At 72.4% G+C, this 20,945-nt stretch carries 19 protein-coding genes; 11 read left to right on the top strand and 8 right to left on the bottom strand.

Features of this window, described 5'->3' with window-relative positions:
• Nucleotides 1-25 precede the first annotated feature (25 nt).
• Genes C6361_RS07620 through C6361_RS07635 form a run of 4 tightly spaced genes read right to left on the bottom strand, consistent with a single transcriptional unit; the run spans nucleotide 26 to nucleotide 3,925 of the window.
• Nucleotides 26-802, bottom strand: coding sequence for a sugar isomerase domain-containing protein (locus C6361_RS07620; protein WP_159079229.1), 777 nt, complete (start codon nucleotides 800-802; stop codon nucleotides 26-28).
• Nucleotides 799-1,647, bottom strand: coding sequence for a carbohydrate ABC transporter permease (locus C6361_RS07625; RefSeq protein WP_199853285.1), 849 nt, complete (start codon nucleotides 1,645-1,647; stop codon nucleotides 799-801). The genes C6361_RS07620 and C6361_RS07625 overlap by 4 nt, the downstream gene beginning before the upstream one ends.
• The gene (locus C6361_RS07630) at nucleotides 1,644-2,606 is read right to left on the bottom strand and encodes a carbohydrate ABC transporter permease (protein WP_107267262.1); all 963 of its coding nucleotides are present in this window, start codon (nucleotides 2,604-2,606) and stop codon (nucleotides 1,644-1,646) included. Before C6361_RS07630 ends, C6361_RS07625 begins: the two co-directional genes overlap by 4 nt.
• Entirely contained in the window at nucleotides 2,603-3,925 is a 1,323-nt protein-coding gene (locus C6361_RS07635) for an ABC transporter substrate-binding protein (protein ID WP_107267263.1), read from the bottom strand. Before C6361_RS07635 ends, C6361_RS07630 begins: the two co-directional genes overlap by 4 nt.
• Before the next feature lie 228 nt (nucleotides 3,926-4,153).
• Here C6361_RS07635 and C6361_RS07640 point away from each other — a divergent pair, with 228 nt between their 5' ends.
• From C6361_RS07640 to C6361_RS07670, 7 genes are all read left to right on the top strand, one after another.
• Complete coding sequence (locus C6361_RS07640) at nucleotides 4,154-4,879, top strand: GntR family transcriptional regulator (RefSeq protein ID WP_107256695.1); 726 nt, start codon at nucleotides 4,154-4,156, stop codon at nucleotides 4,877-4,879.
• The gene (locus C6361_RS07645; protein WP_107267264.1) at nucleotides 4,876-5,271 is read left to right on the top strand and encodes a RidA family protein; all 396 of its coding nucleotides are present in this window, start codon (nucleotides 4,876-4,878) and stop codon (nucleotides 5,269-5,271) included. The genes C6361_RS07640 and C6361_RS07645 overlap by 4 nt, the downstream gene beginning before the upstream one ends.
• 5 nt (nucleotides 5,272-5,276) lie before the next feature.
• Nucleotides 5,277-6,026: an MBL fold metallo-hydrolase gene (locus C6361_RS07650; protein ID WP_107267265.1), complete on the top strand. Its 750-nt coding sequence runs from the start codon at nucleotides 5,277-5,279 to the stop codon at nucleotides 6,024-6,026.
• A 66-nt stretch (nucleotides 6,027-6,092) separates the two neighbouring features.
• Nucleotides 6,093-6,485, top strand: a complete 393-nt coding sequence (locus tag C6361_RS07655) for a hypothetical protein (RefSeq protein WP_107256701.1) — start codon at nucleotides 6,093-6,095, stop codon at nucleotides 6,483-6,485.
• Nucleotides 6,485-8,980, top strand: a complete 2,496-nt coding sequence (locus C6361_RS07660) for a DUF4132 domain-containing protein (RefSeq protein ID WP_199853286.1) — start codon at nucleotides 6,485-6,487, stop codon at nucleotides 8,978-8,980. Before C6361_RS07655 ends, C6361_RS07660 begins: the two co-directional genes overlap by 1 nt.
• Nucleotides 8,981-9,005: 25 nt before the next feature.
• Nucleotides 9,006-9,317: an NIPSNAP family protein gene (locus tag C6361_RS07665; protein WP_107267266.1), complete on the top strand. Its 312-nt coding sequence runs from the start codon at nucleotides 9,006-9,008 to the stop codon at nucleotides 9,315-9,317.
• 125 nt (nucleotides 9,318-9,442) lie between these two features.
• Nucleotides 9,443-10,438, top strand: a complete 996-nt coding sequence (locus C6361_RS07670) for a helix-turn-helix domain-containing protein (protein ID WP_107267267.1) — start codon at nucleotides 9,443-9,445, stop codon at nucleotides 10,436-10,438.
• A 45-nt stretch (nucleotides 10,439-10,483) separates the two neighbouring features.
• Here C6361_RS07670 and C6361_RS07675 read toward each other — a convergent pair whose 3' ends face one another.
• On the bottom strand, nucleotides 10,484-14,263 hold the full coding sequence (locus C6361_RS07675; protein ID WP_107267268.1) for a S8 family serine peptidase: 3,780 nt from the start codon (nucleotides 14,261-14,263) through the stop codon (nucleotides 10,484-10,486).
• A gap of 198 nt (nucleotides 14,264-14,461) precedes the next feature.
• On the opposite strand from C6361_RS07675, the gene C6361_RS07680 reads away from it, so the two are divergent.
• The 4 genes from C6361_RS07680 (at nucleotide 14,462) to C6361_RS07695 (ending at nucleotide 17,285) form a co-directional block, all read left to right on the top strand.
• Nucleotides 14,462-14,806 (top strand): helix-turn-helix transcriptional regulator, encoded by a 345-nt coding sequence (locus C6361_RS07680; protein ID WP_107263650.1) that lies wholly within the window; start codon nucleotides 14,462-14,464, stop codon nucleotides 14,804-14,806.
• Nucleotides 14,806-15,540, top strand: coding sequence for a cation transporter (locus C6361_RS07685; protein ID WP_107270805.1), 735 nt, complete (start codon nucleotides 14,806-14,808; stop codon nucleotides 15,538-15,540). The genes C6361_RS07680 and C6361_RS07685 overlap by 1 nt, the downstream gene beginning before the upstream one ends.
• A 69-nt stretch (nucleotides 15,541-15,609) precedes the next feature.
• The gene (locus tag C6361_RS07690) at nucleotides 15,610-15,984 is read left to right on the top strand and encodes a hypothetical protein (protein WP_107267269.1); all 375 of its coding nucleotides are present in this window, start codon (nucleotides 15,610-15,612) and stop codon (nucleotides 15,982-15,984) included.
• A gap of 8 nt (nucleotides 15,985-15,992) precedes the next feature.
• Nucleotides 15,993-17,285, top strand: coding sequence for a caspase family protein (locus C6361_RS07695; protein WP_107267270.1), 1,293 nt, complete (start codon nucleotides 15,993-15,995; stop codon nucleotides 17,283-17,285).
• Nucleotides 17,286-17,291: 6 nt separating this feature from the next.
• On the opposite strand, the gene C6361_RS07700 is transcribed toward C6361_RS07695, so the two are convergent.
• The 3 genes from C6361_RS07700 to C6361_RS07710 all read right to left on the bottom strand — a co-directional run bounded on the left by C6361_RS07700 (nucleotide 17,292) and on the right by C6361_RS07710 (nucleotide 20,608).
• Nucleotides 17,292-18,245 (bottom strand): hypothetical protein, encoded by a 954-nt coding sequence (locus C6361_RS07700; protein ID WP_107267271.1) that lies wholly within the window; start codon nucleotides 18,243-18,245, stop codon nucleotides 17,292-17,294.
• Between the two features lie 6 nt (nucleotides 18,246-18,251).
• On the bottom strand, nucleotides 18,252-19,214 hold the full coding sequence (locus C6361_RS07705) for a hypothetical protein (protein WP_107267272.1): 963 nt from the start codon (nucleotides 19,212-19,214) through the stop codon (nucleotides 18,252-18,254).
• Between the two features lie 206 nt (nucleotides 19,215-19,420).
• Nucleotides 19,421-20,608: an aromatic acid exporter family protein gene (locus C6361_RS07710; RefSeq protein WP_159079230.1), complete on the bottom strand. Its 1,188-nt coding sequence runs from the start codon at nucleotides 20,606-20,608 to the stop codon at nucleotides 19,421-19,423.
• Between the last annotated feature and the right edge of the window lie 337 nt (nucleotides 20,609-20,945).

The raw sequence follows: 20,945 nt of genomic DNA on the forward strand, positions 1-20,945 counted from the left end.
TTCCCTTCCTCAGATGTGCGACGGGCTACAGGTGCGGGACGAGGTCGGACATCCGCCGCGCGGCCTCGCTGTTGTGCTCGGCGGCGCCGGGCATGTTCGCGCTCATGAACACCTCCGGCGTCTCGCCGCGCCGGATCTGGATGCCGAGCGCCTCGACGATGATCGCGTCGAGCAGGGCCAGACCGACCACACTGGACGACGGTCCGGCGGACGGCAGCCCGGGGCCCAGCTCGACGAGCGCGTCGCCGGGCGGGCAGTGGTTGTCGACGACCACGTCGGCGATGTCGTGCAGCCGTGGACCGGGCCGGGAGATCGCCGAGGCGTACCGGCGGGAGGTGATCGCGATCAGCGGCAGTCCGCGCGCCTTGGCCGCCTGGGCGACCTCGACGGGCAGCGGGTTCGCGCCCGAGTTGGAGGCGACCAGCAGGACGTCCCGCTCGCCGTCGAGCCGGTACCCGGCCAGCAGCGCCTCGGCGTGCCCGTGCTCCCGTTCCAGCACCGTGCTGCGTACCGCGCCCTCGTGCAGCATGTGCGCCGGCTTGAGGATCGGGCAGACCCGCACCGCGCCGCCGGCCCGGTAGAACGCCTCCTCGCCGAAGATGTGCGAGTGGCCGCTGCCGAAGACGTAGAAGAGTCCCTTCTCGGCGAACGACCGGGCGACCAGTTCGGCGGCCCGCCGTACCGCCGGCAGCTCCTCGGCCAGGGCGCGGCCGAGGACCTCCTGCACGCGTGCCGCGTACCCGCTGGCGGTGACGTCCTGTGGCGACCACGCCGCGCCCTCGGCGGGCGCCGCGCCGCTCACTTGACCGCTCCGGCGGTCAGCCCGCCGACGAAGTAGCGGCCGGCGAAGAGGAACGGGACGATGGCGGGAATGACCGTGCAGACGGTACCGGCCATCAGCAGCCCCCAGTTCACGGTGTACTGGCCCATGATCGCGCTGAGCCCGATCGGCAGCGTCTTGAGCTGGTCGCTGACGATGAGCTGCGAGGCGAAGACGAACTCGGTCCAGGAGAAGACGAAGGCGTAGACGGCGACGGTCGAGATGCCCGGCGCGAGCAGCGGGAGCACGATCCGCAGCATCATCCGGACCGGGCCGGCCCCGTCGACGGCGGCGGCCTCGTCGATGTCCCGGGGGATCGCGAAGAAGAAGCCGCGCAGCAGCCAGGTGCAGAACGGTGCGGTGAACGCGACGTTCACGATCACCAGCGCGTTTCTGGTGTCGATCAGCTCCACCGCCGCGAACGCCTGGTAGAGCGGCACCAGCAGCAGCGTCCCCGGAATCATGTACGCCACCAGGATCGCCCCGGCCAGCTTGTTGCCGCCCGGAATGCGCAGCCGGTAGAGCCCGTACGCCGCCGCGAACGACACCAGCACGGTGCAGAAGGCGGTGGAGAGGGCGATCACGAAGCTGTTGGTGAGATAGCTCGGATAGTCCGTCGCGGTGAAGAGCTGCCGGAAGTTGTCCAGGGTCGGGTGGGTCGGGATCAGCGTCGGCGTCGTACGCAGGATCTCCTCGCGGTCCTTGAACGCCGAGATCGTGATCCAGTAGAGCGGGCCGAGCACGATGGCGGTGAGCACGGTCCAGGTGACCAGGCGCGGCAGCCGCGCCCAGGACAGCCGGGACGTCACGGGTGGCGCGGATGTCACGAGTCCTCCTTCGGCTTCGCGACGCGGATGTAGAAGAAGGCGACGGCGGCCAGCAGGATGATCGTGATCACGCTGACGGCGGCGGCATCGCTCGCCTGGAACTGGTTGAAGGCCTTGTTGTAGATGAAGATCGGGGCCGTCGTCGTCGCGTCGGCGGGCCCGCCCTTGGTGACCAGGTAGATCGAGTCGACGATGTTGAACGACCAGAGCGACCCGACCAGCCCGAGCGCGAAGAGCACCGGCTGGAGCAGCGGGAAGGTGATCCGCCAGAAGATCCGCCAGGCGTCGGCGCCGTCCACCCGGGCGGCCTCGTAGATCTCGCCGGGAATCGTCCGCAGCGCGCCGAAGATGACGACCGCGCCGAGCGGGAACCAGTGCCAGCTGTTCATCAGGATCAGCGCCGGCATCGCCAGCGCGCTGTCCCCGAACGGGCTGCCCAGCCCGTCGATCCCGACCGCGGCGGCGAGCTTCGGCACGATGCCGTAGTTGCTGTTGCTCAGCCACTGCCAGATGACCGCGACCGCGACGGTGGGGATCACCCAGGGGATGAGCACCCAGGTCCGGGAGGCCCGGGCCCAGCGCCCGGAGCGGCCGATCAGCAGCGCGGTGCCGAAGGCGATGAGGGTCTGCACCAGCAGGTTGCCGGCCAGCCAGATCCCGGACCGTCCGATCGCGGCCCAGAACGCGCCGTCGCCGAACGCCTCGGTGTAGTTGTCGAGGCCGACGAAGTTCGAGCTGCTGCCGACGACACCCTGGTCCTGGAGGCTGAGCAGCACCGTGTTCAGCAGCGGATAGCCGATCACGCCGAGCATCAGCAGCACCAGCGGCGCGACGAGGCCGTACCCGAGCAGGTGCGTGTGCCAGGGCCGGCGACGGCGGGCGGCCGTCGCCGGCCGCCCGGCCGCCCGGGTACCGGGGAGGACCTCCCCGGTACCCGGCACCGCGTTGCGGCTGCTCACTTGGCGACCGCCGCACGCATCTGCTCGTCACCCCACTTGGCCGCCGCCTCCGGCGACTCTCCGCTGCTGTACATCCGCTGCACGACCTGGGCCAGGATGTTCTGCCCGGAGATCTTGCCGACGGAGTCGACGTACTGGCCGTCGACGAAGCCGAACAGGGCGCCGGTCTTCGACTGTTCGAGCATGGCGTCGACACAGCCCCGGTACTTCTGGATGACCTCGTTGCTGGTCCACGACTCGGCGGTGGCACCGTCGGCGGTCAGCGGCAGGAACAGCCCCGGCTCGGAGTTGAGCAGCGTGCCGTAGTTCTCCGGCTGGAGGACGTACTTCAGGAACGCCTCCGCACCGGCGGCCTTGGCGTCGTCGTTGGACATCACCATGGCGGCGTTGGAGTAGTAGATGCTGCCCGGCTTGCCGCCGGATTCCGCGACCGGGATCGGGGCGCAGCCCAGGTCGCTCGCCGGACGGCCGGACTCGGACTCGAACGGCGCCAGGTACTGCCCCTTCTCGATCGCCATCGCCGCCGCGCCGCTGTTGAACGCCGCCTGCGGCTCGCCCCACGAGTAGTTGCCGCTGTCCGACGGCGACTGCTTGAGCAGGTCCCGGTAGAGGGTGAGGGCCCGGACGGTTTCCGGGGTGTTGAAGTTGATCTCACCGGTCGGACCGAAGAAGTTTCCGGCTCCGCTGGTCAGCATCAGGCTGTAGAGCACCTGGTCGGTGGCGAGGTTCTTGCCGGCCGGCAGCGCGATCCCCTTCTGGTTGCCCTGGGTGAGCTTCTGGGCGGCCTCCAGCAGCTCGGCGGTGGTCTTCGGCGGCTCGTTGATGCCGGCCTTGCCCAGCAGGTCCTTGCGGTACCAGAGCATCTGCACCATGCCGTAGAGCGGGACGGCCCAGTACTGGTCGTCGTCGCGGTACGGCGCCTTGGCCGCCTCGCCGAAGGTGTGCGCCTTGTCGAGTTCCTCCACCAGCGAGGTCACCGGCCGGACGGCGCCGAGCGGGCGTACGTAGGTGGTGAAGTCGGGGATGGTGAAGAGGATGTCGGGCTGCGTCTTCGACTGCACCGCGCCCGAGATCTTCGTGTAGATCTGGTTCCAGTCCTGGACCTGCGCCTGGACCTTGTATTCCGGGTTCGTGGCGTTGTAGCCGTCGATCAGCTTCTGGAAGCCCTCGACCCGGTTCGGTGGCTGTTCCATGTGCCACAGGATCAGTGTCTTGTCGTCACCGGCTGGCCCACTCGAACCGCCGCACGCGGCGGCCGAGAGCCCGACCACCGCGGCCACGGCCACGGCGGTCAGCCGCTTGACCTTCCCGTACCTCATGAGCTGGTACTCCTCTCACGGCCTTCAGGTGTTCCGCGAGCTTCCGGATCGTCACGACTCTTCGTGCGGCTGACGACGACGCTGCGGACTAGACGGACCGAGCGGTGTTGGAATAATGTTCCGGACCATACCGAGGCGGTCTAGACCAGTCAAGAGCAAGGGAGTACCGGGTCTGGACCGGACCTGGCCGGGTACGGCCGCCAGCCGGAGATACGGGATGCTCACTTCATGTCAACGCCGAAACACGTCGCGATCACGAACGCTCTCCGCGAGCAGTGCCGGAACCTGCCGGTCGGGTCCCGGCTGCCCTCGGAGAAGGATCTCGCCGTGCGCTTCGAGGTCAGCCGGATGACGGTCCGGCAGGCGCTCGACGCATTGGCCACCGACGGACGGGTGGAACGGGTCCCCGGCCTCGGCACGTTCGTCCGCCGACCCACCGTGGCCATGGGCCCCAACCTCTCCTCCTTCACCGAGGACATGCGCTCCCGGGGGCTGCGGCCGAGCAGCCGGCTCGTCGCGATCGAGGAGGTCGCCGCCTCCCCCGAGGTCGCCGTCGACCTCGGCGTCGAGGTCGACAGCCCGGTCATCCGGCTGGAGCGGCTGCGCTTCGCCGACGACGAGCCCATGTGCCTGGAGGACGCCCACCTGCCGGCCCGGTTCCAGCGCATCCTGGAAACCGCCGAACTGGAGGGGTCGCTGCACGAGGTACTCGCCAGGGCCGGCGTGGTGGTCGCGGCGGCCCGACGTCGAGTACGCGCCGTGCCTGCACCGTCACGCGATGCTCAACTTCTCGGCCTGCCGGAACACGCCCCGGCGCTGGAGATCGTCGACATCTTCTACGACACCAACCGCCGCCCGGCGCAGCGTTCCCGGTCCCGTTACCGCCACGACCGCTACGAGGTCATGTCCGACCTGCACCGCCCCAGCACCGAACCGAGGGAGACCGTCAAGTGACCTGGACCGCCCACACCAGCCCGGACCTGCCCGAACCGGCCGGACCCTACAGTCACGTCGTCGACACGGGCACGCTGGTCTGGACGGCCGGTTTCGGACCGAAGAACCCGGCCACCGGCGTCGTCCCGGAGGGGATCACCGCGCAGACCGAGCAGGTGCTCGACAACGTCGAGGGCGCGCTGCGCACCGTCGGGCTGGGCCTCGGCGACGTCGTGAAGGCCACCGTGCACCTGCAACACCTCGACCGGGACTTCGCCGCCTACAACGAGGTGTACGCCAGGCGCTTCCGGCCGCCCTACCCGGTACGCACCACCGTCGGCAGCACCCTCGCCGGGATCCTGGTCGAGGTCGACGTCGTGGCCGTACGCCGCGACCCGACCCAGGCGGGCTGAGCGCGATGGGCGCGGTCCCCCTGCTCGACTCCGTCTGGCTGGTCGGCAGCGGCAGCCACCCCGACGCCCGCACCGACCCGCACGACTGCCACTGCTACCTGATCTGGGACGGCGAGGACGGCGTACTTGTCGACACCGGGACCGGTCTCGGTGCGCGAGCCTGGCTGGCCGCCGTCGCCGAGGTCTGCGACCCGGCCGCGCTCACCGGCGTCATCGTCACGCACTACCACGCCGACCACGCCGGTGGTGCCGCCGCCGCGCAGGCCGCCGGGCTGCCCCTGCTGGCCAGCGCCGAGACCTCGGCCGCACTGGCCACCGCCGACGAGTCCCGCAGCTCGCTGGCGGTGGCCCGGGCGGCCGGCGTCTACCCGGCCGACTACCGGCTCGCACCGGCCACAGTGGACCGGGTACTGGCCGGCGGTGACGTCGTCCGGGCCGGCGACCTCGACCTCCGGATCGTCGACGCACCCGGCCACTGCGACGGCCACCTCGTCGTACTGCTGCGGCGCGCCGGCCGCACCATCCTGTTCAGCGGGGACTGCCTCTTCGCCGGCGGGCGGGTGAGCATCCAGGCGATCCACGACTGCCGGCTCGACCGGTACGCCGAGACGGTCGTCGCCCTCGCCGGACAGGAGGTCGACGTCCTGCTCCCCGGGCACGGCGAGCCGGTGCTGACCGACGCCGGGGTGGAGATCGCCCGGGCGGCCGAATCCTTCCGCCGGCTCGTCCCGCCGCCGAACGTCCTCGGTTCCTGACCGTCCGGTGCTCCTGGCGCTGCACGGCCGACGCTCTGTCGGTGGGCCGCCCTAGACTGCGGCGCCATGGCGATGGTGAGTTTCGTCGACGAGACGACCGCGGGCGAGCGCAGCGCCGCATGGCACCTGGAGATCTTCGAGGAGCGCCTGCCGCTGCGCGAGGTGATCCGCCGACGTGTCTTCCAGGAGGTCGCCGAGCACAACGCGAAGGGCGGCGACCTCTTCCGCGGCCTGGTGCAGCCGACCGACACCGAGCGGACGCTCAACGGTTTCAAGCTCCGGCAGCCCCGCCGGATCGACCCGGAGGAGCAGGCCGACCGTGCCCTGGAGGCGTTCTCCCGCAACGGTTTCATCGTCCTCGTCGACGACCGGCAGGTCGACGAGCTGGACGCGGTGGTGGAGCTGACCCGGGGGACGCGGATCACCTTCCTCAAGCTCGTACCGCTGGTGGGTGGCTGATGTCGACGCCGCTGCTCTTCCCCGAGTACGCCGAGCGGATGGCGGCGCTGGCCCGGCACGGTGACGTCGAGGGCCTCGCCGACGAGACCATGGCCTACACCGCCAGATACACCGGCGACTGGGGCGCGGAGAGCCGGCACGTGACCGACGCGCTCGGGCTCGTCGCCGCCGAACGCAAGCCCGAGCTGCTGATGGCGATCCTCGACCGTTGCTGCCTGGTCACCGGGGCCGAGCAGCGCGACGCCACCAACGAGCTGTTGAAGATCCTCATCAAGCCCTACAGCAAAATCCGCGGCCCGGAGTCGGCCGAGGTCGCGCTCGCCTTCGCCGCCCGGCACACCGCCTACTTCGGCGGCGACGAGCTGCGGCGGATGGCCGAACTCCTGCTCGACGCCGGGCGGCCGTTGCCGCCGGAGGTCGTCGCCGTGATGCGCCGCACCGTCGCGCACGGCTACTGGGGCTCGGCCGACGCGCTCAAGCCGCTGCTGGCCAGGCTGGACGCACCGGCGCTCAACCCCGGTGAGGCGTGGGCCGACCGCGCCCTCGCCGACGTCGCCGCGCTCGACCCGGACCAGGCCCGTCGCTGGCACGAGCTGTTCCGGCACGCGGCGACCGCGACCAGCGCCAGACCGTCGCGGAAGTGGGAGGCGACCGCCCGCGAACTCCTCGGTGGGCTGGCCGAGCGCGGTGACCGGCTACGGAGCTGGCTCGCCCTGGTCGGGCAGCCGCGCACCCTCCGGCTCAACCGCACCCAGTGGGAACACGACGTCAACGAGTCCTTCGACCAGTTCAACACCACCCCGCTGCGGGGACTGGTCTGGCTGCTCTCCTTCCTGCCCGACCACCCCGAGACCGCACGGCTGCTCGGCGCGCTCGTCGAGACGTCACTGCGCAAGGTCGCCGGGCTCGGCCCGCGCAACCCCAAGATCGCCAACGCGGCGGTCCACGCGCTGTCGCGGATCCCGACCGAGGAGGCGCTCGCCCAGATCGCCCGGCTCGCCGCCCGGGTCACCTTCAAGGGCACGCTCAAGGAGCTGAACGCGGCGCTGGACGCCCGGGCGGCGGCGCTGGGCCTGACCCGGGACGAGGTCGAGGAGCTCGCCGTGCCGGCGTACGGGCTGACCGAGGTGGGTGTGCGGGTCGAACGCTTCGGCGACGCCTCGGCTACCCTGGACGCCACCTCCGGGACGGTCACGGTCACCTGGCGCAACGGCGCCGGAAAGACGGTCAAGTCCGTACCGGCCTCGGTGCGGTCCGCCCACCCCGAGGAACTCGCCGACTTCAAAGCCGCCGTCAAGGACGTCGAGAAGATGCTCTCCGCCCAGGCGGAACGCCTCGACCGGCAACTCCTCGCCCAGCGGGTCTGGCCGTTCGACGCCTGGCGCGCCCGCTACCTCGACCACCCGCTGGTCGGTACGCTGGCCCGCCGGCTGATCTGGCTCGTCGACGACGTGCCCTGCGCCTTCGCCGACGGCGCGCTGCGCACCCACGAGGAGAAGGAGATCGTGGCCGGCGAGACGGTCCGGCTCTGGCACCCGATCGGCCGCGAGGTGGCCGAGGTGCTCGCCTGGCGCGGCTGGCTGGAGACCAACCGGATCACCCAGCCGTTCAAGCAGGCACACCGCGAGGTCTACCTGCTGACCGCCGCCGAGGAGAAGACCCGGGTCTACTCCAACCGGTACGCCGCGCACGTGCTGCGCCAGCACCAGTTCCACGCCCTCGCCGCGGCCCGCGGCTGGCGCAACAAACTGCGGATGATGGTCGACGACGCGTACGAGCCGGCCACCCGGGAGCTGCCGCAGTGGGGGCTGCGCGCGGAGTTCTGGATCGAGGGCATCGGCGACGAGTGGCAGGAAGACACCACCGAGTCGGGGGCGTACCTGCGGATCGCCACCGACCAGGTCCGGTTCTATCCGATCGACGCCCCGGAGCACTACGCGCACGCCGGTGGCGGCGGCTACGAGCAGTGGGTCTCCCAGGAGGCGCAACCGACCGAACCGCTACCGCTGACCGAGATCCCGCCGCTGGTGCTCAGCGAGATCCTCCGCGACGTCGACCTCTTCGTCGGCGTCGCCAGTGTCGGCAACGACCCGACCTGGCAGGACGGCGGTCCCGGCGGACGGTTCCGCGAATACTGGGCGTCCTACAGCTTCGGCGAACTCAGCGGCACCGCGCAGACCCGCCGGGAGATGCTCGAACGCCTCGTCCCCCGGCTCGCCATCGCCGAGCGGGCGCAGGTCGACGGCCGTTTCCTCGTGGTCCGGGGCGACCTGCGCACCTACCGGATCCACCTCGGCTCGGGCAACATCCTGATGAGCCCGAACGACCAATATCTCTGCATCGTGCCGAAGCAGACGGGCGGCTCCTCGACCGGCGACGTCTTCCTGCCGTTCGAGGGCGACCGGGTGCTCGCCGTCATCCTCAGCAAGGCGTTCATGCTGGCGAAGGACACCCAGATCACCGATCCCACCATCACTGGGCAGCTCCGGCGCTGACGGACCGGCGTCGTACGGTGGTGCGGTGATCACCTGCGTCGTGCACTACACCATCGACCCCGCGCAGATCGAGGCGTTCGAACGCTTCGCCCGCGCGTGGATGCGACTCGTGGCCCGGCACGGGGGTGTGCACCACGGCTACTTCCTGCCGGCCGAGGGAGCCAGCGACCGGGCCGAAGCCCTGTTCAGCTTCGAGAGCCTGGCCGCCTACGAGCGTTACCGGGCGCGGTTCGGCGTCGATCCGGAGTTCGTCGCGGCCGACCGGATCCGCGACGAGTCGGGCTGTGTGCTGCGGTACGAGCGGACCTTCATGCGTCCACTCCTGCCGACCGACTGACCCTCGACCGGTCGACGGCCCGCCCCGTCGGCCGGGCGTGATCCGCGTCGGCGTCCCCGGGCCACCACGCCAGCCGACCGGGCTTCGTAGAGTCTTCGCAGTCCACGGGGAATGGGGAGACGGGCATGTTCGACGACACCGGGCTGCTGCGACCGCAGGAGGAGCGGGCGTACCGGCTGCTGCTGCGCCTCTCCGCGGCCCGGCCCGCCGATCTCGCCCGGCTGGCCGACGTGCCGCTCGACGAGGCCGCCGACGTGTTGGAGGCGCTGCGGAGCAAGGGACTGGCGGTGGCCCGCCCCGGCCCGGACCCGGTGTTCGAGCCGCTGCCGCCGGACGTCGCGCTGGGCAACACCCTGCTGCGCCGGCAGGAGTCGCTGGAGAGCGCCCGCCAGGCGGTGGCGGCGCTGACCGAGGAGTACCGGACCAGCGCCCGGCGCCGCAACGCCGACCATCTGGTGGAGGTGGTGGTCGGCGCGGCCGCGTTGCGCGACCGGCTGCGTGACCTCCAGGACTCGGCCCGGGAGGAGATCCTCTGGTTCTGCCGGGCCAATCCGCTGGCCATGTCCGGCTCGGAGAACGCCGAGGAGTCCGGGGCGCTGGCCCGTGGGGTGCGCTACCGGGCGATCTACGAGCGCGCCCTGCTGGAGACACCCGGTGAGCTGGAGAGCATCGCGGAGAGTGTCCGTGCCGGGGAGGAGGCCCGTACCCTGCCGACGTTGCCGGTCCGGATCGCCATCGCCGACCGGTCGACCGCGATCTGCCCGCTGGTGCCGGACGACGAGCGCGACGTCGGGGAGCCGACCGCCGCACTGATCCGGCGCAGCGAGCTGCTGGACGCGCTGCTGGCGCTCTTCGAGAGCCACTGGGACCGGGCGACGCCGATCCGCTGGGACGCCGACCAGGGTGGACTCACCGACGCGGCACCCGACGACGCCCTGGACGACGGCGAGCGGTTCCTGCTGTCGCTCTTCGTGGCCGGCTTTCCCGACAAGTCGATCGCGTCGCAGCTCGGAGTCAGCCGGCGTACCGTGCAGCGCCGGCTGGAGCGGTTGATGGCCCTGGCCGGGGTGGACACCCGCACCGGGTTGGCCTTCCAGGCCGCCCGCCGGGGCTGGCTCTGACCGGTCCGGGCGGGACGGCGCGCTGCCGTCCCGCCCGGTACCCGCTCAGCGCAGGCCGTACGCCCGGATCACCGTCTGGGTGACCGCGTTGCCGGACCGGTCGGCGGCCCGGACCCGCAGCGAGACCGTGCCCTTCCCGGCCGGAACACTCGCCCGGTAGCCGTTGCCGTGCCCGGTCACCCGGACGGCCCGCCAGGTGGCGCCCTCGTCGAAGGAGACCTCGGCGGTCAGGCGGGTCCCCCGCGGAGTGGCGTGACCGTCCTGGTGCCGGACGGTCAGCCCGACGGTGTGCGGCCGGCCGCTGGCCCGGCCCGTCAGGTCCACCGGCGCGGCGTAGTCGACCTGCAACAACGGCAGCGGTCGGGCCTCGTCGCCGGGCCGCTGCCCGGACCGGAACTGCCACACCGTCTCGGTACGGGTGCCCCAGCTCCACTCCTCGCCGGTGCGTTCGGTCGTCAGGGCCAGCCGGTAGCCGGCCTCCGGCCCGGTGGTGGGTACGTCCCGGCGGGCGTCGGGCAGCTCGGCGAGGAGCTTCCCGTCGCGCCAGAGCGTAGCGGCGACCCGGGACGCCTCGCCGATCGTGTAGTGGCCCTCGGCGTCGACGAACTCGGGCACCCGCAGCTCGAGAGTGTTGCCGGTGCGGGTGGAGACCAGCTCCGGTATCCCGCGCGGCGAGGCGGGGCGGACCACCGGGGCGAGCCAGGTCTGCTCGGCGCTACGGGCACGGTAGCTGGTGGGCCGCTCGGCCATCCCGCTCTGTAGCGCGCCGAAGTCGTTCCACGGCCACTCGTGGCTCACCCGGTGCTGCCAGACCGAGTCGCCGGTGGTCACCCACTCCTCGCGCTCCTTCGGTGTCGCCACGAACCGGGACGTGTCGTTCCATGCATAGGTCTGCCAGGGGCGCCATCCGAACCGCTGCTCCTTTGCCCAGGGGAATCCGCCGTTGTCGGCGTACCGGGTGGTGATCCGTGTCGAGTTGGCCGGGGTAACCCGGTAGACGATCCGGTCCGGGATCCGGTTCCGTTCCACGTGCTGTACGTCGTAGAGGTAGGGGCTGGAGGTGGTCAGGGTCAGGGCCAGCGTCGCCCGGCCGCGCTGCGCCCGCGCGATCAGCCGCTGGCCGTCGTCGTTCGCCACCGCCAGCATCGGGATCGGCTCGCGGTCGCCGGTGGGCCGCCACACCGTCCAGGCCGACCAGTCCGCCGGGCGCACCATCAGGGTCACCGCCGCACCGGCCCGGGCCGCCGCCGCGGTCACCTCGCTCTCGCTCGGCGCGTCCTCCCCGCCCGGCTCGTTGCTGGACTCGATGAGTACGGCCGCGCCGCGCACCTTCGCCTCGGCCAGCTCCGCCGGGGTGCCCCGGCCGGCGTACACGAGCGGGAAGCGGCGGGTGCCGTGGTACGCCGGGGACTGCCCGGTCAGGTTGACGTCGAGCGGGCCGGAGACCCCGGCGACCTCGGCGCGGACCATCGGCGCGACGAGCTGCCAGCGCGACGAGAACTCGTATCGGCCGCTGGTCAGCCTCCGGGTCGGGGTGACGTTGACCTGCTGGATCGTGCTGAAGTGCATGGTGCCGTGGCTGATCTGCCGGCCGGTGCCGGTGACCCGGTGCGAGTAGTAGCTGAGTACCGACTGCTGCTCGGCGGGTCGGGGCGTCTCGATCCGGATCGGGGTGCCCCGGCGGGCGTCGAGCAGTACCTCGACGTCCCGGTCGACCCGCAGTTCCGGGTCGGTGATCAGGGTGGCCTGCTCGTCGAGTACGCCGCCGTCCTCGATCAGCGCGTGCAGCAGGTAGGTACCCTCGCCGACCTCGACGGTCTTGCTCTCCCCCGCCCAGAGGAAGTCCAGGGTGTCCCAGCGGTAGCTGTCGCCCATCAGCGCGATGACCGGCACCGACACCGGCTGGCCGGCCCGGCCGACGGCGCGGAGGGTGACCCGGTGCCGGGGGCCGTCCAGGCTGATCCCCAGCGCCGTGCTGACGAGCAGGCCGCCCGGACCGGTCGCGGTGATCGAGCCGCCGAAGAGTCCCCGGTCCAGCTTCGTCAGGTCGGCCGTGACCGGCACCTGCACCGAACCCCCGGCCGGCACCGTCACGGTGCGGGAACCGGTGGTGACGGCGTCGGTCTCCGGCGCCTCGGTGGCGACGTTCTCCAGCTCGACGGCGAGGCTGAGGGTCACCGGCGCCGGCCCGTCGTTGGTGTACGTGACGACCTTGCCGACCGGCACCGCCGCCGCACCGGTACGGGCGGTGGCGGCGCCGTCCGGGTCGGTGTGCAGGCCGAAGTCGACCTGGCCGCTGGCGTACACCCGCTGGCCGGTCGCCCGGGCGACGTCCACCCGTCCGGTGCCCTCCTCGAACACCGACAGTTCCGGGTTGCTCCGGGCGGTGCTGACCAGCGCGTCCTTCAGCCGTTCCGGGGACCAGTCGGGATGTGCCTGGGCCAGCAGCGCCGCCGCGCCCGCGACGTGCGGGGTCGCCATCGAGGTACCGGAGGCGGCGGTGTACCGGTCGTCGACCGGGCGGCCCATGGTGGTGCCGGCGGCGCGGGCGGCCACGATATCCACCCCCGGGGCGGTGATCTCCGGCTTCAGCCCCTCGTCGCCGAGGCGCGGGCCCCGGCTGGAGAACTCGGCGAGCGACTCGTCCCGGTCCACCGCGCCGACGGTCAGCGCGGACGGGGCCGCGCCGGGCGTACCGACGCTGTAGTCCGCGCCCTCGTTGCCGGCGGCGACCACGAAGAGGGTGCCGGTGTCGGCGGTGATCCGGTCCAGTGCCTCGCTGAGCGGGTCGGTGCCGTCGGTCGGCCCGCCGCCGAGGCTCAGGTTGACCACCGCCGCGCCCTGCTCGGCGGCCCACTCCATCCCGGCGATGATCCAGGAGTCGTAGCCGCTGCCGTCGTCGCCGAGCACCTTGCCGGCGAGCAGGCGCGCGCCGGGCGCCACCCCCTTGTGGGTGCCGCCGGACCCGGCGCCGGTGCCGGCCACGGTCGCCGCGACGTGCGTGCCGTGGCCGTGCCGGTCGGTCGGGTCCGGGCTGTCGCTGAAGTTCCGGGCCGCGCTCACCCGGCCGGTCAGGTCCGGGTGGGTCTGGTCGACCCCGGTGTCCAGCACCGCCACCGTCACCCCGGTGCCGTCGAGGCCGGCCCGCCAGGCGGTCGGGGCGCCGATCTGGGCGACGCTGCGGTCGAGTACCGGCCGGACCCGGCCGTCCAGCCAGATCTGGCTGATCCCGGCACCGAGGGTGGCGGTGGAGCGGGCCGAGTCGGGGTCGACCGGGGCGACCGTCCGCCAGAGGCCGGCCAGCGAGTCCTTTTCGGCCGTCAGCGCGGCGCCGCCGATGCTGGGCAGTGGCCGGGCGTCGGTCGTACCGGCGAGGGCGCGGAGGGTGTCGGCGGTCGGGTTCCGGTAGCGGACGATCAGCGGCAGGCCGGCGGTGGCGCCGTCCGCGTACCCGTCGGCGATCAGCTCCTGCACGTCGAAGAGGTCCTCGTCCAGGGTGCCGGCCGAGACGTACGGCACGACGTCGCTGGGCAGCACCCGCAGCCCGCCGTCCACCTCCTGGGTGTGGAAGGTGATCCCCTCCCGTCCGGCCGCCGGGCGGACCGAGGCGGCGTACCGGCCGTCGCCGGCCGGCGATACCTCGACGACGTCGCCGGTGACCAGGGTGACCCGCGACCCCGCGCCGGCCGTACCGGGCGCGGCCGACGGTCCGGTCGCCCCCGGTACGGCGGTCGGCGGCCCGGCGCTCGCCGGTGGCGGCCCGGCTGCGGTGAGGGCGAGTACGGCGGCCAGCACGGCGGCGGTACGGCCCAGCGGAGATGACATGGCGGGTCTCCTTCGACTCTCACGAAGACGCCGTCAACGGCGACAGTCGGAGTCTGTGGCCGGAGCATTTGCCCGGTCAGCAACCTGGCGGTGCCGCAGAGGCGACATGGCGCCAAGTGGACACCGGGCCGCCACTGCGGGTACCCCCGGCGTGCACCCAGCGGGTATGCCATCCGGCAGCGGACAGTACAGCGGACGATGTACTATCGTGCCGTGCAGACGCTGACGCACGGACAGGTGCTGGCCCGGTTCGGTCACGCCCTCTCGGATCCGACCCGGGCACGACTCCTGCTCGCCCTGCGGGACGGCCCGGGTTACCCGGCCGAGCTGGCCGAGCTGCTCGGCACCACCCGGCAGAACCTCTCGAACCACCTCGCCTGCCTGCGCGGCTGCGGCCTGGTGGTCGCCGTACCCGAGGGTCGCCGGACCCGCTACGAGCTGGCCGACGCCCGGATGGCGCACGCCCTCGGCGACCTGCTCGGCCTGGTGCTGGCGGTGGACCCGGCCGCCTGTCCCGACGCCGCGACCCGGGGTTGCTGCTGATGGCCGCGCCGCTGCGGTTGCGGCCGGCCGGCCCGACACCGGCCCGCCGCGCCCTGCTCGCCCGGCGGATCCGGCTGCTGGTCGCGGCGACGATCACCTACAACGTCGTCGAGGCGGTGGTGGCGATCACCGCCGGCACGCTCGCCTCGTCGACCGCCCTGATCGGATTCGGTCTGGACTCGGTGATCGAGGTTTCCTCGGCGGCGGCCGTGGCCTGGCAGTTCGCCGGCCGGGACCCGCAGTCGCGGGAGAGGGTCGCGCTGCGGATCATCGCGATCTCCTTCTTCGCCCTCGCCGGCTACGTCACGGTCGAGTCGGTACGCGCCCTCGTCGGCGGCGCCGAGGCGGCACACTCCACCGTCGGACTCGTACTGGCCGCGCTCTCGCTGGCCGTCATGCCACTGCTGTCTTACGCGCAGCGTCGCACCGGCCGGGAACTCGGCTCCCGATCGGCGGTCGCCGACTCCAAGCAGACCCTGCTCTGCACCTACCTCTCGGCGGTACTGCTGGTCGGGCTCGGCCTGAACAGCCTCTTCGGCTGGTCCTGGGCCGACCCGGTCGCCGCGCTGGTCATCGCCGCCGTCGCGGTCCGGGAGGGGCGGGAGGCCTGGCGCGGCGACACCTGCTGCGCCGTACCGCTGAGCGCGCCGCCCGACCCCGACCCGGCCGTCGCCGCCGTCACCACCGGCGACGCGTGCGGTTGCCAACCCGGCTGCTCCGGATGCCGGGACTGACACCCCGGGGCGCGGAGGCCGACCTCGGTCGGTGACCGGGCCACCGGTCGGCTGCTAGCGTCAGACACCGTGACGGTTGACGATCCGGCCGACCTGCGGGTGACAGTGGACGGCAGCCTCGACGAGGTGCTGTCGCTACAGCGGTGGCTCGGCGAGCAGGACGACTTCGCCGGCCGGACCCGGTTGCTGCGGCCCGACCCGGGGCCGGGGCAGATGGGCGCGGTGCTCGACACGATCACCATCGCCGCGGGCGGCGGCGGTGCGGTGACCGCTCTGCTCGGCACGATGTCGGTGTGGATGCGCCACCGTGGCGCCAAGATCACCGCGACCGTCAAGAAGGGCAACCGGAGCGTCACGATCAACGCGGACCGGGTCCGGGCGGCGGACATCGCCCAGTTGAGGGAGATGGTGGCGGAGTTCTCCCGCACCCTGGACGAGAGCTGAGCCGGGCGATGCCGACCAGGGACCTCCGGCTCGCCGACCCGGACCGGTCCCGGGTGATCCTCGTCGGCACGGCGAACTACCGGTACGGGCTGCCGGAGATCCCGCCGGTGGCCGGCAACGTGGACGGTCTGGCCCGGGTCTTCCGCGACCCCCGGCTGGGTGGTCTCGGCGAGCAGAGCTGCCACACCCTGGTCGACCCGAGCAAGGATCTCGCGATCCGGCAGGTCGCGGCGTGGTGCCGGGAAGCCGACGACGTACTCCTCGTCTACTTCTCCGGGCACGGCCTGGTTGGCGAGGACGGCGAACTGCTGCTCGCCTGCGCCGACACCGACCCGGAGATGGCGGAGTACACGGCGCTGCCGATCAGCCTGCTGCGCAGGGCCGTACAGGCGAGTCCGGCCCGGACCAGGGTGCTCGTCCTGGACTGCTGCTACTCCGGCCGGGCGATCCGGGCGCTCGGCGGTGCCGACGCCGACCTGCTGGGCCAGGTGGAGGTCTCCGGCACCTACACCCTCGCCTCGGTACCGGGCGACCTCCAGGCGCTGTTCCACGAGGGCGAGCGCTACACCGTCTTCACCGGAGAGCTGATCGCCACGCTGCGGAACGGCATCCCCGACGGGGCCCCGCTGTTGTCGGTCGACGCGGTATACCGGCACCTGCTGCGCAGGATGCGCGGCAGCGGCCTGCCGGCACCCAAGCAGGTGCACAGCGACACGGCCAGCGACCTCGCGCTCGTGCAGAACGTCGCCTACCTCGGCGCCGACCCGGTGCCACCGTCCACGGGACCGCAGGGTGATCCGTTCCGGCACGTCGACCTGCTGGTACGCCGGGCCGGCGAGGAGGGCCGGGACCGGTTCGTGCTCCGCGAGGCCGCCCGGGACCGGCGCTGGCCGGCACTGGCCCGGCTGCGCATGGCGGCCGAACTCGACCACCTCGGCGAGACCGGAAGCGCCCTGGAGACGCTCCGCGACCTCGGCGTCGACGGCGATCCGCACCAGGCGCTGAAGAGGATGCGCGAGTTCAGCTCGCTGGTGGCGGAGAACCGGATCTGGGCGGCGGAACTGGTCGACTCCTGGGACGTCGGCAGCACCGACGACCCGGAAGTCCTCTGGGGACTGATGATGGCGATCTGGTTGTCCGCGAGCGGGTTGCCGGTGCCCGACCAGACCGCCGCGGCGACCGAACTCGCCGGTCACGGGTACGCCGATCAGGCGCGCAGCGTACTCAGGGGGATGGTGCGCAGACGTGGCCTGCCGGTCTCCGACCGCCGCGCGGTACAGGCCGCGATGAAGGACCTCTGACCGGCCTCAGTCGCGATCGCCGCCCAACCCGGGCAGCAGCCGGTAGACGGGCTCCTCCAGCGCCCGGTCCCGGACGGCGGCGGAGCCCGGACCGGCCAGCGCGTTGCGGCGTTGCCGGAGCGCCTCACGCCGGATCGCCCGCATGACGTTCGACACCCCGGCCACGACGACGGCGCCGCTCATCCAACTCAGCACACTCACCCACTCGGGGTCGCCACCCAGTGCCCGCGCGATCCCGGGCAGGGCGACGCTCGGGGAGAGCAGCAGAACCCCGCCGAGCAGGGCGCCCCGGACGTCGATCCGGGTCTGGGACATCGGCACCGCGTACGCCCCGGCGAACCCGGGGTGGCGCCACATCAGCCCGATGGTGTAGCCGATCGTCGACGCCGCGATCCCGGCCGCGGTCGACGCGGTCACCAGCAGCACCATCGCCCAGCCCGGCATGGTCTGCTGCCACAGCGCGACGACGCCGACGGCCAACAGCAACGTCCACATCATTGCGGTCGTCCAGAGCGCGTGCACGCTCCTCGCCGCCTGCGCTTCTTCGCGGTGCAGTACGTACCGCACCAGCGGGATGTGCACGGCCACCCCGGCCGCCACCACGGCGAGCACCGCCGCAGCCATGATCAGCGAGGACCGGTGCTCGCCGACGTCGTACCGCAGCAGCGCGCCGGTGACCGCCGCCGCGCCGAGCAGCGCCACCCAGGCCCGCCAGCGGTCGTCGCTGCGCATGCTGATCATGATCGCCACCGTCGCCGACCCCACCAGGGTCACGGCGGAGTTCAGCAGCGCGGGCCGCAGGTCCGGCGGCATCCAGGGCGAGACGGACTCCCAGAGCAGCCCGCCGGTGGCCAGGGCCACCGACAGCCCGGCCTGCACGACGGCGTCGCCACGGAACAGGGCAGCTATCAGCAGCCACGCCACCAGCACCAGCGTGCCGGTCTGGATCGCGTCACGCACCGACCCTCACCACCTTCGCGCGATGCCCGGCAGCAGCCGGTAGACCGGCTCCGACTCGACGAGTCCGCGCAGCGCCGAGGCGACCTGCGGGCTCTCCGGTGGCTCCGGACCGTACCGGTGCGAAGCGGCCCGGTCCAATATCCTGCGCAGCATCTCGCCGCCGGCCACCACACACCCCGCGCCGAGGACGAGGAGCGCAACCGTGACCGGTGTGGGTGGCCGGAGAACGTCCGGGACGGCCACCGGAATCCCCAGCATCGTCAACGCACCGGCGCCCGCCGCGCCCCAGCCGACCAGCTCGGTGTTGGCCGCTCGCCGGGTCCGCGACCACCGCCGGGCCCACGCCTTCGCGAACGCGCCGTTGCGGACGAGGATCACCACGAAGGTCGCGAGCTGCGACGCGACGACGAAGCAGGTGAAGCTGAGAAACAGCAGGCCGAGCGCGAGCCAGAGGTGTGGCGCCAGCAGACTGGCGGCGTTGACGAGGATTCCGGCCAGCGCGGTCAGCATCACCCCCCGGCACAACCGCCGGATCGGCAGGTACGTCCCCACGGCGGCGTACGGCCGCAGCACCCGCACCTCGGCGAAGATGTGCAGCGCGATCAGCACCAGGGCGGCGGTCAGCGCCCCCAGTACGACCCGTAGTGCCGGGTCGGGGTCGGCGAACCGCGATGCGCCGAGCGCGGCCAGCGCGAACACCAGAGCCACCACGATGCCGCCGACACCGTCGAGGCGGCGACGCAGGCCGAACGGGATGGCGACGGCCGCCGCCACGACGACCACCCCGAGCTGATAGCTCAGCACCGCCTCCCGGTCGGCGGGCATCCATCCGACGGTCTCCTGGAGGACCAGTCCGACACCGGCCAGGAGCAGGCAGGCGCCACCGACGCTGGCCGCCCGGTATCCGGTCCAGCCGACGAACGCCAGCAGCACCAACACGAAGCCGATCCCAAGCGACGTCCCCGACATCGGGTCTCCACGTCCTCTCGGACAGCCCACCGCGACGATGCGCTCATCCACGGCCGATCGTATCGCCCGGCAACGGTCGCCGGAGACCCCGACACGGCCGTGGAACCGACGGCTCCGGGACAGTGCCCGGTGACGGGTCCCGCACCTCCCCACCCCGCGCCCGCCCGGGCACTGTCGAGCCGCTCAGCCGGCGCCGCCCGATCCGCTCAGCCGCTGCCGCCCTCGTCGGGACGCCGGTTGGCACCGGTCGGATTCGCCGTACCACCGGTGGAGTCGGTGGCCTCGAAGCTGTCTCCCGGCCTGCCGCCGGCCCGGCGTACCTCCCGCTCCGCCTCGTCGTGCGGCAGCCCGGTCGTGCCGAGCAGGTCGGTGCCGATCGCGCGGACCTGCGCCACCACCACGCTGCCGGAGAAGCCGAGACCCTGCCGGTAGGCCACGCTCGCCTGCTCGACGGCGTGGCAGACCAGCTTCGACGCCTTCGGCAGCGAACCGCGACGAAGATCGCGTTGCACCACCCTGGCCGCCTCGGCCAGCGCGCAGAGCGAGGCCACGAGTTCGGCCGGCGCCGGCTCGTCGTCGCGGAGCAGCGTCACCGCCCGCCGGGTGAGCACCCGGGCGTTGCGTACCGCCCGTTCGAGGTATTCGGCGGCCTTCACGTACCGCTGCAACGCGGCCCGCGACCGCCAGCGCAGGGGTGCGATGGTGGCCGCCTCCCTGCCCTCGGGCAGCACGTCGTAGAACTCGTCGAGCTTCTCCTCGCCACGGGTCAACGCGGCCAGCGCCTCCTGCACGCGGTCCTGGTCGCGCTCCGCGAGGCCGCGCGCCGTCCCGGTCAGGCTGTCGACGAGTACGTCGAGTGCCGGCCGAGCCACCCGCGACACCACGGTCACCGGGTTCACCGGCAGCAGCAGGGCCATCACCGCCAACGCCACGGTGCCGCCGATCAACGCGTCGATCAGGCGGGTGAAGTAGATCCCCTCGGTCGGCGGACGCAGCGTGGCCACCAGTACCGACGAGGTGGCCGCCTGGGAGACCACGCCCGCCGACCCACCGGCCAGGATCGTCACCGTCATGGCCAGGACGGCGCCCACGCCGATCTGCCACGAGCCGGTCCCGATCAGATAGATGAGCCCGTCGCCGACGGCGATGCCGGCGGTCACCCCGAGCACCAGCTCCACCGCCCGGCGCAGGCGCTGACCGGAGGAGATCCCGAGGGTGACCATGGCCGCGATCGGGGCGAACACCGGCTGTGGGTTGCCGACCAGTTCCGCGGCGAGGAACCAGGCCAGCGCCGCCGCCACGGCGCTCTGCACCACGACGATCTCGACCGCCCGCAGTTGGCGCCACCGTTCGACCAGCGCGCCGCGAACCTTGCCGACCCGCTGGGTGCTCATCACCGTCGCCCGGACGGTCTGCGGGCCACCACAGTGCCACGATAGGAAGGAAGTACGGCGACGGCGGGCGGATCCGGCATATGCCAATCGCGGGTACGCGGGAGCCCGCCCGACCCGGTCGACTGGCGCGTTTCCGGACGCTGGGTCGAAATCTTCGCGCCCCGCCACGGGAGGCCAACCGCCGAAGCAGCGCCCGGCGCTTGAAGTCGTGCCGGACGGGAATGCTGGGGCCGACAGGCGGACGATCATGGGGAGCGAAGCGTGGGCGCGACCGGTACCGGCACCGCCACGCGGACCGCCCGTCGCGCGGCGCACGGGGAGCGCGCTGCGGCGGGTA

Origin of the sequence: Plantactinospora sp. BC1 (genome assembly GCF_003030345.1) — a bacterium.
In the GTDB taxonomy this organism is placed as follows: domain Bacteria; phylum Actinomycetota; class Actinomycetes; order Mycobacteriales; family Micromonosporaceae; genus Plantactinospora.

Excerpts from the sequence above, each read along its gene's own strand:
- C6361_RS07640 (WP_107256695.1), top strand. The coding sequence starts at position 4,154 with ATGTCAACGCCGAAACACGTCGCGATCACGAACGCTCTCCGCGAGCAG.
- C6361_RS07695 (WP_107267270.1), top strand. The coding sequence starts at position 15,993 with ATGCCGACCAGGGACCTCCGGCTCGCCGACCCGGACCGGTCCCGGGTG.
- C6361_RS07635 (WP_107267263.1), bottom strand. The coding sequence starts at position 3,925 with ATGAGGTACGGGAAGGTCAAGCGGCTGACCGCCGTGGCCGTGGCCGCG.
- C6361_RS07685 (WP_107270805.1), top strand. The coding sequence starts at position 14,806 with ATGGCCGCGCCGCTGCGGTTGCGGCCGGCCGGCCCGACACCGGCCCGC.
- C6361_RS07655 (WP_107256701.1), top strand. The coding sequence starts at position 6,093 with ATGGCGATGGTGAGTTTCGTCGACGAGACGACCGCGGGCGAGCGCAGC.
- C6361_RS07710 (WP_159079230.1), bottom strand. The coding sequence starts at position 20,608 with ATGAGCACCCAGCGGGTCGGCAAGGTTCGCGGCGCGCTGGTCGAACGG.
- C6361_RS07660 (WP_199853286.1), top strand. The coding sequence starts at position 6,485 with ATGTCGACGCCGCTGCTCTTCCCCGAGTACGCCGAGCGGATGGCGGCG.
- C6361_RS07680 (WP_107263650.1), top strand. The coding sequence starts at position 14,462 with ATGTACTATCGTGCCGTGCAGACGCTGACGCACGGACAGGTGCTGGCC.
- C6361_RS07650 (WP_107267265.1), top strand. The coding sequence starts at position 5,277 with ATGGGCGCGGTCCCCCTGCTCGACTCCGTCTGGCTGGTCGGCAGCGGC.
- C6361_RS07670 (WP_107267267.1), top strand. The coding sequence starts at position 9,443 with ATGTTCGACGACACCGGGCTGCTGCGACCGCAGGAGGAGCGGGCGTAC.
- C6361_RS07675 (WP_107267268.1), bottom strand. The coding sequence starts at position 14,263 with ATGTCATCTCCGCTGGGCCGTACCGCCGCCGTGCTGGCCGCCGTACTC.
- C6361_RS07705 (WP_107267272.1), bottom strand. The coding sequence starts at position 19,214 with ATGTCGGGGACGTCGCTTGGGATCGGCTTCGTGTTGGTGCTGCTGGCG.